General features: G+C 65.6%; 12 protein-coding genes. 3 read left to right on the forward strand and 9 right to left on the reverse strand.

From position 1 onward, the window contains the following. Genes CRO07_RS15455 through CRO07_RS15465 form a run of 3 tightly spaced genes read left to right on the forward strand, consistent with a single transcriptional unit; the run spans window position 1 to window position 5,790 of the window. A complete protein-coding gene (locus CRO07_RS15455; protein WP_097031565.1) occupies window positions 1–3,885 on the forward strand; it encodes an Eco57I restriction-modification methylase domain-containing protein in 3,885 nt (1,294 codons plus the stop codon). Window positions 3,886–3,888: 3 nt separating this feature from the next. Then, window positions 3,889–5,001, forward strand: a complete 1,113-nt coding sequence (locus tag CRO07_RS15460) for a CBS domain-containing protein (RefSeq protein ID WP_097031566.1) — start codon at window positions 3,889–3,891, stop codon at window positions 4,999–5,001. Between the two features lie 21 nt (window positions 5,002–5,022). Beyond that, entirely contained in the window at window positions 5,023–5,790 is a 768-nt protein-coding gene (locus tag CRO07_RS15465) for an HNH endonuclease (RefSeq protein WP_235841039.1), read from the forward strand. 225 nt (window positions 5,791–6,015) lie between these two features. Here CRO07_RS15465 and CRO07_RS15470 read toward each other — a convergent pair whose 3' ends face one another. Genes CRO07_RS15470 through CRO07_RS15505 form a run of 9 tightly spaced genes read right to left on the reverse strand, consistent with a single transcriptional unit; the run spans window position 6,016 to window position 15,226 of the window. Next, a complete protein-coding gene (locus tag CRO07_RS15470; RefSeq protein ID WP_097031567.1) occupies window positions 6,016–7,938 on the reverse strand; it encodes a DUF2793 domain-containing protein in 1,923 nt (640 codons plus the stop codon). A gap of 21 nt (window positions 7,939–7,959) precedes the next feature. Continuing rightward, window positions 7,960–11,925 carry a baseplate multidomain protein megatron gene (locus CRO07_RS15475; RefSeq protein ID WP_097031568.1) on the reverse strand — a complete coding sequence of 1,322 codons (3,966 nt, stop codon included), beginning with the start codon at window positions 11,923–11,925 and terminating at the stop codon, window positions 7,960–7,962. A gap of 9 nt (window positions 11,926–11,934) precedes the next feature. Next, window positions 11,935–12,369 carry an NlpC/P60 family protein gene (locus CRO07_RS15480; RefSeq protein WP_097031569.1) on the reverse strand — a complete coding sequence of 145 codons (435 nt, stop codon included), beginning with the start codon at window positions 12,367–12,369 and terminating at the stop codon, window positions 11,935–11,937. Further along, complete coding sequence (locus CRO07_RS15485; RefSeq protein ID WP_097031570.1) at window positions 12,366–13,250, reverse strand: DUF2163 domain-containing protein; 885 nt, start codon at window positions 13,248–13,250, stop codon at window positions 12,366–12,368. Before CRO07_RS15485 ends, CRO07_RS15480 begins: the two co-directional genes overlap by 4 nt. Continuing rightward, window positions 13,247–13,456 carry a hypothetical protein gene (locus tag CRO07_RS15490; RefSeq protein WP_097031571.1) on the reverse strand — a complete coding sequence of 70 codons (210 nt, stop codon included), beginning with the start codon at window positions 13,454–13,456 and terminating at the stop codon, window positions 13,247–13,249. Before CRO07_RS15490 ends, CRO07_RS15485 begins: the two co-directional genes overlap by 4 nt. After that, on the reverse strand, window positions 13,453–14,121 hold the full coding sequence (locus CRO07_RS15495) for a lysozyme (protein ID WP_097031572.1): 669 nt from the start codon (window positions 14,119–14,121) through the stop codon (window positions 13,453–13,455). The genes CRO07_RS15490 and CRO07_RS15495 overlap by 4 nt, the downstream gene beginning before the upstream one ends. Window positions 14,122–14,125: 4 nt before the next feature. Beyond that, the gene (locus tag CRO07_RS19370; RefSeq protein WP_268876263.1) at window positions 14,126–14,260 is read right to left on the reverse strand and encodes a hypothetical protein; all 135 of its coding nucleotides are present in this window, start codon (window positions 14,258–14,260) and stop codon (window positions 14,126–14,128) included. After that, a complete protein-coding gene (locus tag CRO07_RS15500; protein WP_097031573.1) occupies window positions 14,253–14,603 on the reverse strand; it encodes a hypothetical protein in 351 nt (116 codons plus the stop codon). Before CRO07_RS15500 ends, CRO07_RS19370 begins: the two co-directional genes overlap by 8 nt. Then, entirely contained in the window at window positions 14,600–15,226 is a 627-nt protein-coding gene (locus tag CRO07_RS15505; RefSeq protein WP_097031574.1) for a DUF2460 domain-containing protein, read from the reverse strand. Before CRO07_RS15505 ends, CRO07_RS15500 begins: the two co-directional genes overlap by 4 nt. Between the last annotated feature and the right edge of the window lie 6 nt (window positions 15,227–15,232).

The raw sequence follows: 15,232 nt of genomic DNA on the forward strand, positions 1-15,232 counted from the left end.
ATGGCGCGCAAACCTGTCGTCGACATGTCGGCCTGGTCGTCTCTCAGCCTCGAAGGCAATCTGATCGCGCCTGCCATGGTCGCCAGCGTCGACCGCCGCGAGGCGTCCGAGCAGACCGAGGCCGACTATCGCATCCGTAAGGGCCTGACGATCCGCGAGGAAATCTCGACCGCCTTCCGCGTCGGCCAGTCGCATTTCGACACCTTCGCCAGGATCGCAAATCCCTCGGCCGATGCGACGCGTCGGTTCATCAAGGCATTCCTGCAGGAAACCTTCGGCTTCGACGACCTCGCTCCCGCCGATGGCACTCTGTCCTTCATCGCAGGCGGCAGGGTGCCGATCGTGGTTGTACCTCCATCAGACGAAAAGCTCGACCGGCGCAGCGCGACCCTCTCGACCGACCGCACACGCTCGCCCGCCTTCGCGCTTCAGGATCACCTGAACGAGCATGACGAAACCCTCTGGGGCCTTGTCACAAACGGCACCCTGATCCGCCTGATGCGCGACAACGCCTCGCTGACCCGCCCGGCCTATATCGAGGCCGACCTCTCCCAGATCTTCACCAACGAGGATGCCGCCTCCTTCGCCGTCCTTTGGCTGCTGATCCACCGCACCCGCTTTGGCGTTGCAGGTGCCCCGGCCACCGATTGCGCGCTGGAACGCTGGCGCGACGCGGGGTCGAAGGAAGGCGAAGTCGCCCGTGACCGGCTGGCCGTCCAGGTCCAGCTCGCACTAAAGGTTCTCGGCTCCGGCTTCCTCGAGGCCAACCCCGACCTGCGCGACAAGCTGATATCGGGCGAGGTCAACCTGACCGAGTGGTTCAACGAACTCCTCCGCCTCGTCTACCGCCTGATCTTCCTGATGGTGGCCGAGGATCGAAACCTCCTGCACCCTGAGAAGGCCAAGCCCGACGCCCGCAAGCTTTATGCCGAAGGTTACAGCCTCGCTGCCCTCCGCGCCCAGTGCTACCGCGCCGCCTCTTGGGACAAGCATCACGACCGCTACGAAGGGGTCAAGATCGTCTTCCACGCGCTGGCCAACGGCCAGGACGCGCTGGCGCTCCCCGCCCTTGGTGGCCTTTTCGCGGGCGACAAGCTGCCCCACTTGGAGACCGCCCGCCTGCGCAACCGCGCCTTCATGGAGGCGCTTTACCGCCTCTCCTGGCTTGACCAGAAAACCGGCATGGTCCCCGTCAACTGGCGCGCGATGGAGACCGAGGAGCTGGGCTCCGTCTACGAATCCCTCCTCGAACTGCAGCCCCAGCTGGGTGATGACGGCAAGACGCTGGTCTTCGCGTCTGAGGCGGCCGAGCAGAAGGGCAACCAGCGCAAGACCACCGGCTCCTACTATACGCCCGACAGCCTCGTTCAGGCGCTGCTCGACACCGCCCTCGACCCCGTGCTCGACAAGACCGAGGCCGAGGCGGACGATCCCGCCAAGGCACTCCTGAAGCTTTCTGTCATCGACCCCGCCTGCGGCTCGGGCCACTTCCTGCTGGCCGCCGCCCGCCGCATCGCCACGAGGCTCGCCCGCATCCGGGCGGAGGGCACGCCGTCGCTCGCCGACTTCCGCCATGCCCTGCGCGATGTCGCGCGCTGCTGCATCCACGGGGTGGACCGCAACCCGATGGCGGTGGAGCTGACCAAGGTCGCGCTCTGGATCGAGACGGTGGACCCGGGCCTTCCGCTCGGCTTCTTCGACGCGCAGATCCGCTGCGGCGATGCGCTGCTGGGGGTATTTGACCTGCAGGTGCTGCAGGACGGCATTCCCGATGCCGCCTACAAGCCGCTGACCGGCGACGATAAGGAAACCGCGAAATACTACCTCAAGGCCAATCGCGATGCGACGGCGGGCCAAGGCGGGTTCGACTTCGGCACCGGTCAGGCGTCGATGCCCGCGATGAAACCGCTGGCGCTGGATTTCTCGGGGTTCCGCGACCTGCCCGAGGATACGGTCGAGCAGATCGGCGCCAAGGCCAAGCGGTTCAAGGAACTGCGCAAGGGGCAGACCTTTGTCCGCGCCAAGGCGGCGGCGGACCTTTATGTGGCGGCCTTCCTGCTGCCCAAGGTCGGTGGCGCACCGGCGGGGGCGTCGGAGCGGACAGTGCCGACGACCGAGGAACTGTGGATGGCCCTCAATCAGGGCAAGATGCGCCAGGCGATGGTCGAGGCGCCCAAGGCCGCCCGCAACGCCCGCGCCCTGCATTGGCCGCTGGAGTTCCCCGACGTGATGCAGCGCGGTGGGTTCGACGTGGTACTGGGAAATCCGCCGTGGGAGCGGATCAAGCTGCAGGAACAGGAGTTCTTTGCCTCCCGCTCGCCCGAAATCGTGAATGCGCCGAACAAGGCCGCGCGGGATCGCTTGATCAAGGCCTTGGAAAAGGCCGCGCCAGGTAGCGCGGAACGTGCCCTCTTCGACGCCTTCACCGAGGCAAAGCGCGAAGCCGAGGCGACCAGCGAATTCGTCCGCGTTCCGGGTGAAGATGGCGGGCGTTTTGCACTTACTGGTCGGGGCGACGTAAACACTTACGCGCTGTTTGCGGAATTGTTCTCTAAGCTCCCAAACACACGCGGGCGCATCGGAATCATAGTCAAGACCGGCATCGCCACCGATGCCACTTGGGCCCCATTCTTCAGCGACTTGATTGCCAAGAAGCGGATCGCCAGTCTCTTTGACTTCGAGAACCGGAAACTCCTATTCCCTGCGGTGGACTCTCGAGAGCGCTTTTGCCTGATGACGCTTGGCAGCGAAGAATCAAACGCAACATTTGCATTCTTCCTATTGTCCCCCGCCGACTTGCTGCAGCCCGAACGTGTGTTCTCCTTGCCGCCTGACCGTATCCGGCAGCTCAGTCCGAATACTGGGACAGCTCCGGTCTTTCGCACTTCCGACGATGCATTGCTAACTGCAAAGATATATGGCCGTTTACCTGTGCTCGTGAACAAGAGCGGCACTGACAGAGGGAACCCGTGGGCAGTCAGCCTGCGAACAATGCTGCACAAGACGAACGCATCAAACTCAGGTCACCTGAAAGAGGCCAGCGATCCCGAAGTCTTGAGTGACCCTTCCGCTTGGCTCCCGACATATGAAGGGGACTACGGCTTTCAGTTTGACCACCGGTTTGGAACCTACGATGGCCGAACGGTTCGTGGTGCAACAGCGGAGGAACATGCGCGCACCGACTTTGAACCCGAGTTTGAACTCGTGACAGATCGCGAAGAGTATCTTCGGATACTTGGAAATTGGGGAATTTCACCCAAAGCCGCATCGTTTCTCGGGTTTCGCCGGGTTTCGAACGCGACTAACGAGCGGACCTGCATCGCGTCTATTCTGCCAAACTCTCCGATGACCTACGGATGGATATTGCTCGTCGGGCTTCAATCCGCTGATCAAGCCAAGCTGGCGGGAAACATAAACTCGTTGGTTTTTGATTATTGCCTTCGAAACAGCCTGAGCCAGCCGAGCATTCCGCAGGGAACTTTCGAGCAATGCCCAGTTTGCCCGCCTGAATTCTACACCGAACCTCGCGTTGCCTTCATCACGCCGAAGGTGCTGGAACTCACCTACACCTCGCACAGCCTCGCCCCCTTCGCCCGCGATCTGGGCCATGACGGCCCGCCCTTCGCCTGGGACGAAGACCGCCGCGCACTCCTGCGCGCCGATCTCGACGCCTTCTACGCCCGCGCCTACGGCCTGACCCGCGACGAGCTGCGCTACATCCTCGACCCCGCCGACGTGAAGGGCCCGGACTACCCCTCGGAAACTTTCCGCGTCCTCAAGGAAAAGGAAATCCGCCAACACGGAGAATACCGCACCCGCCGCCTCGTCCTCGCCGCCTGGGACCGGATGGAGGCGAATGGGGAATTCACGGCGATGGGGATGTAAGCGATGCAAGATGAAGTGATTGTCGTAGAAGTGCCGGCCATCGAAGAGGCCGCGAATCCCGAAAATGATGCCGTCGCCGCCGAGTTTGAAGAGGTGAAGGCCGACGTGGCGGCGGGGCGCGAACCCTCGCGCAGCGTAAGAGAGCTGCTTCGCTGGTTTGGCGCGCGCCGCAGGCGTGGCGGTGTCGTCGAGCGCATTGAAGCAGAACTGGAGGCCGCCGGGCTGCGAACCGATCCTCATTTCACGACGACATGGATCGATGCGCCCGTGATCTTTAAGAAGCGAGAGGCGCAAGCACCCGCTGCTGACGCCGCTCCTGTTGTTGCACCCCAGCCGGGAGCCGATGCGGTTGAGGCGGCCAAACAAGCAGATGTCGCGGAACTGACCCATCTCGTGCGCATGCTCGAGGCTGCAAACCGCGAAGTTATTTCGGTGAATCCGCAGGATCCGATCGAACGGGCCGTCACTCTGATGCTGGCTTATGACTTTTCGCAACTCGCTGTCATGACCAGCCCCCGCGATCTGAAGGGTGCCATTAGCTGGAAATCAATCGGGAGCAGGCTCAGCCAACGCAATGCGTTGACCAATGTCAGTGATGCCATGGAAAAGGCGACAGAGGTATCTGACGCGGACTCGCTCTTCGAGGTCACGAAGACCATCATTCAGAGGGACTTTGTTTTTGTCCGGGCGGCAGACCGGAAAATCACGGGGATCGTGACAGCCACAGACCTCAGCGAACAGTTCCAAGGTTTGTCGGAGCCTTTTCTTTTGTTGGGTCGAATCGAGAACCAGATCCGAAGGCTTATTCAGGATGTTTTCGATGTTGATACCCTGCGCGCGGCCTGTGATGACAATGACCCGGATCGCAAGGCCGCAGTTACAAAAGCGTCTCAGCTGACCTTTGGGGAGTATCAGAGGATATTCGAGAAAGAGGAGAACTGGGCACAGCTCGGGTTTGTCGCCTGCCGGAAAACCTTCTGTAAAGAGCTGGATGAGGTTCGCAAGCTTCGAAACGAAATCATGCACTTCCACCCCGACGTAATCGAGGACGGTGATTTCGAACAGCTTCGCAGGTTTTCTCGTCTTCTTGAGCAGCTTGATCAACTGGCCGGGTAAGAGAGCAAGCGGAAAATACGCATGACCATGATCGAGTCGCCCCAGAGCTTTGTCGTCTCGCAGGAATGCCAGAAGGTCGCCTGGCAGAACGGCTATCGCCGCGCCCTGGGGGAAACGGACGGCTGGGTGCGCTACGGGTCCACCACCGCGAAGGGCACGGTGTGGTTCGCGGCGGCCGGGCACGAGGGGCCTTGGTTGCTGGCCCTCGATCATCTTGGCATCGCCGAGGATCTGAACCTGCCCAAGGCCGACATGCCGGGCCCGGGCCTCGTGCGCTACGCCTTCCCGAACCTGACCGCGCTTTATGCCGTAATGCCTCGGGTCTACCAGTTGGGCGTGACGCTGCCCGATGGCCCTCTCGAGGAATTTCGTGCGGCCGTGGCTAACCTGCCCAAGAGCACCGAAGCCGAGAGGCTGGTCATCCAGCGCGTTGGCCAGGATATCTTCCGCGACGGGCTGATGACCTACTGGCAGGGCCGCTGCCCCCTGACCGGGATCACCGATCCAGCGCTCCTGCGCGCAAGCCACATCATCGCCTGGAAGGATTGCGTCAGCGACGCCGACCGGCTGGACGTGCATAACGGCCTGCTGCTTTCGGCCCTTTGGGATGCGGCCTTCGACCGGGGGCTGGTGACCTTCGATGACGATGGCCTTCCGCAATTCTCGCGAAAGCTGAGCGAGACGGCGCGCGCAGAGCTGCGCTGGCAATCTCCCATCCCGCTCACCGACAAACACCGCGCCCGCCTCGTCTGGCATCGGGCAGAAGCCTTTGATGACATCGAACCGTGAAACCTCGCTCGATCCGCTGACAGGTGCACAATTGTGCCCATCGCCGCGCGGGACAGGTGCAGCCTTGTCGTGCAACCATTCCGGCGCAGCGAATCCCTGCCGCTCTTTGAAACTGTTAACCTGTGATCCGGGCCGGGCGATGCGCAACGGTCGAGGCGTTCGGCGCTTCCCAAGCGATGTTGCCCGGCCCGGAGATCACACGAGTTGGTTCGCCATGAAGCCGGATCAGAAGTCCGTCTCGACGTACAACCCAGCGCAGTCGTAGACGACAGCAGCGGCGGTCGCCCCGTTGTTGAGGAACAGCCGCGGCGACAGAAACTGCGTCGCAGCGGGCAGGTCGGCGGAGATTTCCTGTTCGAAGATGGCGCCCGAGACCTCATCGACGACGCGCACCCAGACAGAGCTTCCATTCGGCGGGGCCGCGATGAACAGCGTCAGCACGCCGCCGGTGGCGATACCGAAGGACGCGCCCATGTCGGTCAGGGTCGGCGCGCCGGTGCCGTCGTTCGCGACCAGTTGCCAACGGGTGTGCGTCCCGCGCTGGAAGCCGATGCCGATGCAGTTGATGGCGGCTGCGAGCGTCAGCGTGGTGGCGAGCGCGGCGGTGGAGCCGTAGAGGCCGAAGAAGCCCATTCCGGTCGCCTGCAACGTCGTCAGCGAAATCCGCGTCACGAAGGTCCAGCCGCCGAGGCCCGCCGCGTTCCCGCGCCAGCAGGCCCAACCTGCGGAGCGCTGATCGGCCACCGAGTCCACGACGGCCGCCGAGGTCAGACGCCAGCGGCGCATGCTGGCGGCGAGGTTCGTGGCGGCCAGCGTCGGGTGCGACACGGTCCCGACCGAGGTGATCGGCAGGCCCTCGGTAGTGATCGTCGTGCTGACGGAGGGGGACCAGTTCGCAATCCGGTTCACCCCGAAATGCGGCTGAAGGGGGAAGTCCCGGCCAGAGGGACGCATGACGTCGATCCACGGCGCACCGGCGCGGCTGCGCGCATAAAGGGTTGCCTTCCCTGTGGGCGGCGGAGATGGCGCTGCGGCAAGCCCCGGCAGAACCGTGGGCTGTGGCAGTTCCACTTGGCCGCTGGTGCGGTCGATGCGGATCGCGTCGAAGAAGGCCGAGCCATCCGGGCTGACCTTGAAGCTGAAGTCGTCGTTGCCGAGGAGCCCGATCAGCGCTCGGGCGGAGAAGCCGGTCTTGAAGGCAAAGGCCGCGTCATTCCCTGCCGCCGCCTTGTTGACGGTGGCCTCGATCCCGGCGCCTGCGTTGTTCAGCAGCACAGCAGGCGTGTTGACCGAAACCCGGTTGTAACTGTCCGCTGTGGCCCCGCCGAGGCCCAGAAGCTGCGCGGTCAGGTTCGCCTGCGGCATGCCAACTTGTGTGACGGCATTGGCGAAGGTTACCGTCGGCGTATTGATGACGGTCGTGCCGCCCGCACCGGCGCTGGCCGAGCCGATGTTCACGACCGTAGTCGATCCGAACGCGCCGCCGGTCCCGATGTTCACGGTCTTGGTCACGCCGGTCGTCGTGGCCCCGGTGCCCATCCCATAGGTGGCGGTGGTCGTCGCCGTGCCGATGCTGGCCGACGCCGCCGAAACGGTGACCGTGCCTGAGGCGGTCAGCGTCCCCGAAAATGTCTTGTTCCCGGTGAAGGTCTGCGTGCCCGCAAGGATCGCCAGTTCGGACGAGGTGTTGGGAAGCGTGAAGCTGCGGGTGGTTCCGGCGCTGATGCCCGCCAGCGAGAAGGTCGCTTTCTTCGTCGGGTCAGCATCGTTCACCAGGCTGAACACCGAATCCGACACTTCGCGCGGCTCGCCCACGACCGCCCAGGCGCTGCCGGTCCAGACGAGGAACAGGCCCTCGGCCGCGACCCAAGTGAGCCAGCCGGTGCGCGGCACCAGCCGGATCCATGCGCCGTCCACCCAGAAGGCAATGTTCAGATCCCATCCAGCCCAGAGGCCGGTCGCGCCCGAGGCCACGAGGTGCCGGTTGCCTTCGGCCGGGCTGGCCGGGGGCGTGGTGCGCGTGCGGTCGAGGACCGAGAGCTGCACCATGGCATCGAGCAGGCGCAGGGCCTCGTTGTGGGTGACATGCTTCTGCGCTTGGGCGGCAAGGAGATAGGGCAGGCCCAGATGGGTCGTGGTGTCGGACATGGGTGTTCCCGTGGGTTGGGATCAGAATTGCATCGTGACCGCGGCAGGCGTGCCGCGGCCGAGGCGGTTCGAAAGCTGGAAGATGCGGAGCGCCAGCGTCTGGCCAGGCCCGAGCAGCGCACCCCAATCGGCGGTCTGCTGGGCGGCGGTGTAGAGGACGGAGGTCGTGGTGCTGGTCAGCGTGCGCTTGATCGCAGCGCCGTCGAGGATCTGGACGTCGTAGCTTTCCAGGTCCTCGGCCAGCGGCACCTCGACCTGTTCCCAGGCATCGGCCACCAGCGCGCGCGATCGCCGCGTCCAGCGGATCGTCAGATCGCCCGGGCTGCGGGCCGTTCGCCACGGCTGTTCGACATGGACCGGCGCGAAGGGAACAAGCCCCTGGCCAGTGGGGGTGAAGCCCAGCGCGGCATAGCTTGCGTCACTGACCGCTCGCGCGGCTGGTCCCACGCGCCAGTTCCATGGCAGACCAAGGTCGGCCTCGGCGATGGGCAGCGCCGAAAGCGCGGCATCCAGGACCACGACCCGCGCGCCAGCCGGAGCCGGGTTGCCCATGGCATGTTCCGTTCCGCGCTGGCCGCGCAGGAGGCGGGTCAGGCGATAGCGGCCGGGCGCGATCAGTTCGACCGCGCCCGCCTGCACGATCTCCCATTGGCCAGCGGCACTTTCGACCGCGAGGGCATTGGCCCCGCCGAACAGCGCGACGTCCGTCACGCTTTCCAGCGTTCCGGACAGCAGATCGACCACCAGCGCGTTGCCCAGATCGAAGCGCGAGGTCGGCCCCGGAAAGAAGTCGAAGGCCAGTGTGCCAATCCGCGCCCGACTGCCGAAGGTGGTCAGGAGGTTGAAGCCATCCGTCGACGCGCTTCGGAAGACTGCGATCTCGCCCGGCCAGGGGCTGGCATGGGCGGCGATCAGGGGGCGATGCGCGGGCTGGTCTTCGGTGATCTGCGGAAGGTCCAGCATCACCACCTCGGGCGTGCCGAAGACGACCGGGCTGGCGAGCGAGGCCGGGCGGGGATCGCCGGGCGGCAGATCATAGGCTGCGCGGTCCTGGCGGACGGCCTCGATGCCGCGCGCCTCGGCATCGGCGACGGAGACGAGGCGGAACTCGACCTTGCGACCATCATGGACCAGCCGGATCACGTCGGCAGGGTCCAGCGCCAACCGCGAGGGTGGAAGGCGAAAAGTGGCGCTTTCCCGGCCGATCCAGGCTTCCATCAGCGCGCGACGGCAGCGGCGTTCGGCCTCCTCGGGCGGGATCGCCATGGGGAAGGACTCGGACGCGATGCGGCTGGTGTCGACAGTGATGCGCCGTGCCTCGACCAGCGCCGCGTCATAGTCCTCGTCAGCCCGCGCGACCTGCCACTTCAGCGCCTGGGGCAGTTCGGTCTCCTGGCCACGGGTCAGTTCGAAGGCTTCGCCGTCACGACTGGCCACCAGATCGTCGATGGCCAGTGTGGCGACCGAGGCGCGGCCGCGCATGACGAAACGGATCACGCCCTCGGTCTCGATGGCGTCGAAGCCGAAGTGGCGGGCGAGCGTGGAAATGGACGCGCGAGGGCTTTCGAGGGCCCCGATCACATATCCCTCGACCGCGCCCCAGAGGCCCGAGACGTCAATCAGGCTTTCCGCCAGCCCAGCGCGCAGGCAGAGGTGGCGCACGAGAGCGGCCAGCGACACCGCGCCCAGCCGCCCCGTCAGCCAGTGACCCAGCCGCCAGTTCGGGCCATCGGTCCAGACGCCGGTCAGCTCGGGAAAGAACGGATAGGGCCGCGCGTCCCAGGTCCAGGCGGCGCATTCGGGGACATGGACCATCCGGCCGCCGTAGACGGCCGAGGTCGGGTTGTTCGCGCCCTGACCCCACCAGAGGTAGCTTGCCTCGAGATAGGCGCGCTGGATGGCATCATCGCGCCAGCCGCGCGAGAAGTAGGGCGTGAAGCTCTCGGACGACTTCGGGTCGAAGAAGACGTTCGGCTGGTTCGTGCCCCGGTCGATGGCCGGGCAGCCGAGTTCGGTGAACCACACCGGCTTGGACTGCGGCACCCATGCCGTGGGCGTGCCGCTCTCGACCCCGCCCGGGCGGTTGAAATGCGGGTTCGACCACCAGGCGTGGAGATCCTTGTAACGGAAGACCCACGGTTTGCCCGCGACCCCGTCCGTGATGGGTGTGCGGATCTGGGCCGACCGGTCAGCGGCCGAGGCGTAGAACCAGTCGAAGCCTTCCCCGCCCGCGATGTTTGCCTGCAGGTAGCCCCTGTCATGGATCGCGGGCCAGCCTTCAAGGGCGTCGGCATGGTCGAAACCGTCGCGCCAATCTGACAGCGGCATGTAGTTGTCGATGCCGATGAAATCGATGTTGGCATCGGACCAGAGCGGGTCGAGGTGGAAGAACACGTCCCCGGTCCCGTCGCCCGGTTGGTGGCCGAAGTATTCCGACCAGTCGGAAGCATAGCCCACCTTGGTGCCCGGCCCGAGGATGGCCTTCACATCCGCCGCCAGCGCCTTGAACGCCGTCACGGCCGGATAGCCGCTGGCGCTGGAGCGGATCGTGGTCAGGCCCCGCATCTCGGTCCCGATCAGGAAGGCATCGACCCCGCCTGCCGCCGCGCAGAGATGGGCGTAGTGCAGGATCATCCGGCGCAGGCCCCAGTCGCCCGATGGGCCGGTCCAGCTGACGGTATCGCCCGACACGCTGAAACTGCCGGGCGTCGCAGCACCAAACAACGCCGACACTTGCGTTGCCGCCGTGCCGGTCTTGTCCACCGATCCGGCAAAGCCCGCCGCAGGTGAACAGGTGATCCGCCCCCGCCACGGAAACGCTGGCTGGCCTAGCGTGGCGGCATTGGCGCTGTAAGGGTTCGGCAGTGTGTTGCCGGGCGGCACGTCCATCAAGAGAAAGGGATAGAAGGTCACGCGCAGCCCGCGCGCCTTCATCTCCTGGATTGCCTGCACCACTGCGAAATCTGTCGGCGTGCCGCCGTAGACCGGCCGATCCTCGGCGTCGCGGCTGACCAGATGCGCGCTGGCGCGGCTGACGCCATTCACCGACCAATTGGCGGGGGTGGTGGCTTTGGAGGCAACCTCGACGCCGGGCTTCACCTTGCAGACCCCAGCGCGCAGGTCGTTGCCGAACCAGGCTACGACGAGGCTGACGCTTTCGACCGCCGGGGCCATGGCCTGCAGCCGGTCCAGCGCCACCACGATGTCCGGTTGATCTGGCAGCGCGTTCAGATTCTCCGCGACAGTGGCACCACCACTGCCCTTGCGGATTGCATCGGTGGCATAGGTGAACTCGCCCGAGGCCGGGATCATTGTGACGGCCTTCACCAGCCCCTCGGCTATGTCGGGGTCGGCCAGTGGGCGGAACACCTCGAAGCTGAGTTGCGGCAGGCGGTTGCCGAAGGTTGCCAGCGCCAGATCCTCGAACACGACATAGGCCGTGCCGCGATAGGCGGGCGTGTTGGCCGCGCCCATCTTCGCCGCAATGAAGGGATCGGCCGTTTGTACCTCGTTGCCGGGATACCAGCGCCAGGTCACGCCGGTCATGTCCATTGCCTTGCCGTCGGCCCAGACGCGACCGATGCCGGTGATTGGTCCTTCGCAGAGCGCCACGGCAAAGCTGGCATAGTAGAGGTATTCGGTGGTTTTAACCTTGCCACCCCCGCCGCCCTTGCCGCCGCCCTGCGTGGTGGTCTTGGTCTCCTCGCGGAAATCGGTGGCCCAGATGATGTTGCCACCAATCCGCATGCTGCCGTAGAGGCGCGGGATCACCGCTCCTTCGGTGGCCGAGGTGATGCGCAGCGTGTCGAGCCGTGCGCCCTCGATCCGCTGAGCCGGGGCCAGCGATGACACGATCCAGCTGTCGACGACCGAGCCCACGGTCGAGCCGATGAACCCGCCGATGGCTGCACCGGAAAAGCCGAGGATCGCACCGCCAAAGGCCCCGCCGATGGCAGTGCCGACAGCGCCGAGGACAAGCGTGGCCATGGAAAACTCTCAGCGTTTGGGAAAGAGGAAAGCAAAGGCGATGCGGCGTCGCCATGTCGGGGTGACCGGTTCCTCGATCACGCCGAGCCGCTCATAGGCATGAAGGAAGGTGTCGGGGCCCGTCAGGATGCCGACATGCTTGGCTATGGCACGCGGCATCATGCGGAACAGGATCAGCGCACCTGGTGGGGCATCGGCGGGAGCGATTTCCGGCATCATGCGACGCGCGCCTTCGGCCAGCACCTCGCGCGGGCCGCTCTCGCCCCAGTCCCGGCTGTAAGGGGGGATCGGGAAAGGCTCGGGCCCGACCACCTCGCGCCAGACACCGCGCGCGAGGCCGAGGCAGTCACAGCCGACGCCCTTGAGGCTGGCCTGATCGTGGTAGGGCGTGCCGAGCCAGGACCGCGCGGTGGCGATAACGGTGTCGGGATCGGCAGCGGTCACAGCACCGCCCCCTCATGGCCGCCATCGGTGGTGGCATAGCGCAGGACGGCATCCTGGCCGGGAATATTGGGAAAGCCCCGGAAGTTGGCGACATTGGCGAACTTCGTGCCACAGGTCGTGATGCGCTTGTCGCACCCGGCGCGGATGGTAAAGGTGTCGGACATGGCAATGGCGCGCACCGGCGCTTCAAGCAGGGTCAGGATGGCAACGCCATCGACGAGGTCGTGCGACAATACCTCGGCCTGTCGGCCAGCATTGGCCCCACTCGTCCAGTCGAGGGTGCCGAAGGTGAACCAGCCAGAACTGAAGCCGCCAAGCCCCGAGGCGGTGAAAGCTCGGTCGCGCAGAAGGTCGATGATCGCGCCGGTGCCCTTGAACATCGGAGCCTCGAGAGGGACCGCGCAGCGCGCATCGCCAAGGGCGGCATCGCATGTCGCCTGAAACGTACGCCCGACCGTCTGGCCCAGCACATGGGCAAGGCTGCGCACCTCGGCCACGAAGGCCAGCCGCCCGCGCCGGATCTGGCCAATTGCCCCGCGTCGCATCAGCAGGCGCTGGCCGACGCTCAACCAGTTCACCCGCCAGACCTCGACGGCCGCATTGTCCCAGCGGCCGTCGAGAATGTCGGTCTCGGTGATCCGGTCGGAGGACAGCACGCCTTGGGCGTCCTGCGCGTCGACCGACAAGTCGGAACCTGAGCGCACCTCCGAGGCCGCAAAGCCGCTCTCTGGCTCGAAATCGGTGCCGTCGAACGTCAGGGCCCGGTCGTGATCGGTGAAGCCAAGCGTCACCCCATCGGCCCGCACGATCCGCCAGCACCAGGCCAGCGTCGTCGTGCCCTCGTCGAGATGGGCCTGAAGTGCGGGCGGGAGAGCCTTCACTTCCGCCCCCAACCGCGCCACAGGGCGACCGAGGCTAGCGCCGAGGAAACCACGCCTCCCGCCGTGCCGGTCAGGGTGTAGAGGTTGAAGGGACGCAGATCGAAGCTGCCGGTCACCAGATCAAAATCCGCCAGCCCGGCCATGGCCAAGCCGGAGGCAGCAAGGCAGGCCAGATAGACCAGCCCGCGTGCGAGGTTCCAGTTCATGATGTTGCCTTTCCTTTGAGAAATTCCACCAGCTGCTGCCACCACGACGGGGTGGCAGGCGGTTGGGTAGGTACCGGCAGTGGCACGGGCGGCGACACCGACACGCTCGTCGGGCGCAGCAATGCCAGCGCCTCGGTCTCGGACAGTCGCCGGATAAGTCGCGAGAAATCCACCCGGCCATTGCGATCGACCGACCAGACCGGGATGGTGCCAGTCGGATAGCGGCCATCGCGGAACAGATCGCGTTCGGCCTCGCGGCGCGTGCGGATCGCGGCGGGTCGGAGCCAGCCCATGAAGGCCTGTGCAGCAGCGGCGCGGTTGCGCATGTTCAGATGGCGGGTCAGCGACGCTTTCGCGATGCCACCGGTGTTGTAGTGGAAGCTGACCAGCGCATCGAACTCGTGCGGCTCCAGCGGCACCTTCACTGCGCGCAAAACCTCTGCCTCGTAGGCCACGATGTCGGCGCGGAAGAGCCGGAACGCCTCGCGGATCCCCGCATCGAGATCGGTCGGCATGCCACGCGACATCCGTGCCGGATCGGGTGGACCAGCGGCCGCGGTGTGGCCGATGCCGAAGGTCCAGACGTTTTTGACGTCGAGATAAGGTCCGGGCACGATTCCTTCGTGCCGGACGAGGGCCAGCAGGCCCCGGTCGGTCATGTGCATGGGATCACCCGAAGATGGAGGAAAGGATCAGGATCAGGGCGGCGACCAGAAGGCCGATGCGCAGTCGATGGCTGAAAGCTTGTGCCGGATCGGCGGCGTCGCAGCGCATGGCGCGCGCGAGACGGATCAGTTCATGCATCGGGGTTGCCCCCATTGCCACTGCGCAGCCGCGCAAGGACGACTTCGATGAAGGCGGGGCCGAAGACGCCGACCAGATAGGCGGCCGAGCCTGCCGCGCCCCCGGCCGGGATCGCTTGCGATGGCAGGCCGAGCCAGGCGGTGATGATCGCCATGGACAGACTGCCCATCCCGGCCGCGATCAGACCGCCGAGCAGGATGTGGCGCAACGCATCGCGCAGCCGCATCCGAGTGGTGAGCGCATTGGTCGCCCCGCCAAGCGCGCCCCAGGCGGCGAGGATGACGGCGGTGGAGGTCGCCAGGTCACGCAGCACCGCGGCGATAAAGCCGGTTTCTTCGTTCATCGCCGGATCTCCAGCAGCGGAATGGATGTGATCGACCCCAGCCGCTCGAGGTCGAGGGTGACGTCGAGCACATCGGTGTCGAAGCGGACGGGGACATCGAATTCGAAACCGGCCGTGATTGCGACGCCCGCGCCGGGGGCAGTGGTGAAGGTGACGCTGCCGGTGGTGGTGTCGACACTCCAGCCGGACATCTGCTCGACGCCGTTCAGGGCGATGCGGACGGTCCCTGCCATCGGCTTGGCGATGGCACGGGTCCAGCTTTGCGCGCCGGACGTGTAGCGCTTCAACAGGGCGAAGGTGGTGACAGCACCATTGCCGGTGCCGACGGGCTGGTCAGTCGGGGCGACCGTCTGCGACTGCAGGCAGGACTTGAAATCGGCCCAGTCCTTGAAACGGAAGCCATGGAGGCGGCCGTTGCGGGCCTCGAAGAAGGCGACCACCGCCGCCAGATCGTCGGCGCGGCGGATGCCGTAGGCCACGTCGTAGCGGCGGCGGCTGTTTGCCCAGCTCGCATTGCGTTCCTCGGCCCCGCTCGCCAGTTCGACGATCTGTGTGCGCCGCTCGGGGCCACCGCGTGCGCCCCGGCTGATGTTGTCCGGAAACCGGACCTCGTGAAATGCCATGGCTGA

It is taken from the genome of Cereibacter ovatus (assembly GCF_900207575.1).
GTDB classification, from domain to species: Bacteria; Pseudomonadota; Alphaproteobacteria; order Rhodobacterales; family Rhodobacteraceae; genus Cereibacter_A; species Cereibacter_A ovatus.

Excerpts from the sequence above, each read along its gene's own strand:
- CRO07_RS15455 (WP_097031565.1), top strand. The coding sequence starts at position 1 with ATGGCGCGCAAACCTGTCGTCGACATGTCGGCCTGGTCGTCTCTCAGC.
- CRO07_RS15460 (WP_097031566.1), top strand. The coding sequence starts at position 3,889 with ATGCAAGATGAAGTGATTGTCGTAGAAGTGCCGGCCATCGAAGAGGCC.
- CRO07_RS15465 (WP_235841039.1), top strand. The coding sequence starts at position 5,023 with ATGACCATGATCGAGTCGCCCCAGAGCTTTGTCGTCTCGCAGGAATGC.
- CRO07_RS15470 (WP_097031567.1), bottom strand. The coding sequence starts at position 7,938 with ATGTCCGACACCACGACCCATCTGGGCCTGCCCTATCTCCTTGCCGCC.
- CRO07_RS15475 (WP_097031568.1), bottom strand. The coding sequence starts at position 11,925 with ATGGCCACGCTTGTCCTCGGCGCTGTCGGCACTGCCATCGGCGGGGCC.
- CRO07_RS15490 (WP_097031571.1), bottom strand. The coding sequence starts at position 13,456 with ATGAACTGGAACCTCGCACGCGGGCTGGTCTATCTGGCCTGCCTTGCT.
- CRO07_RS15495 (WP_097031572.1), bottom strand. The coding sequence starts at position 14,121 with ATGCACATGACCGACCGGGGCCTGCTGGCCCTCGTCCGGCACGAAGGA.
- CRO07_RS19370 (WP_268876263.1), bottom strand. The coding sequence starts at position 14,260 with ATGCATGAACTGATCCGTCTCGCGCGCGCCATGCGCTGCGACGCCGCC.
- CRO07_RS15500 (WP_097031573.1), bottom strand. The coding sequence starts at position 14,603 with ATGAACGAAGAAACCGGCTTTATCGCCGCGGTGCTGCGTGACCTGGCG.
- CRO07_RS15505 (WP_097031574.1), bottom strand. The coding sequence starts at position 15,226 with ATGGCATTTCACGAGGTCCGGTTTCCGGACAACATCAGCCGGGGCGCA.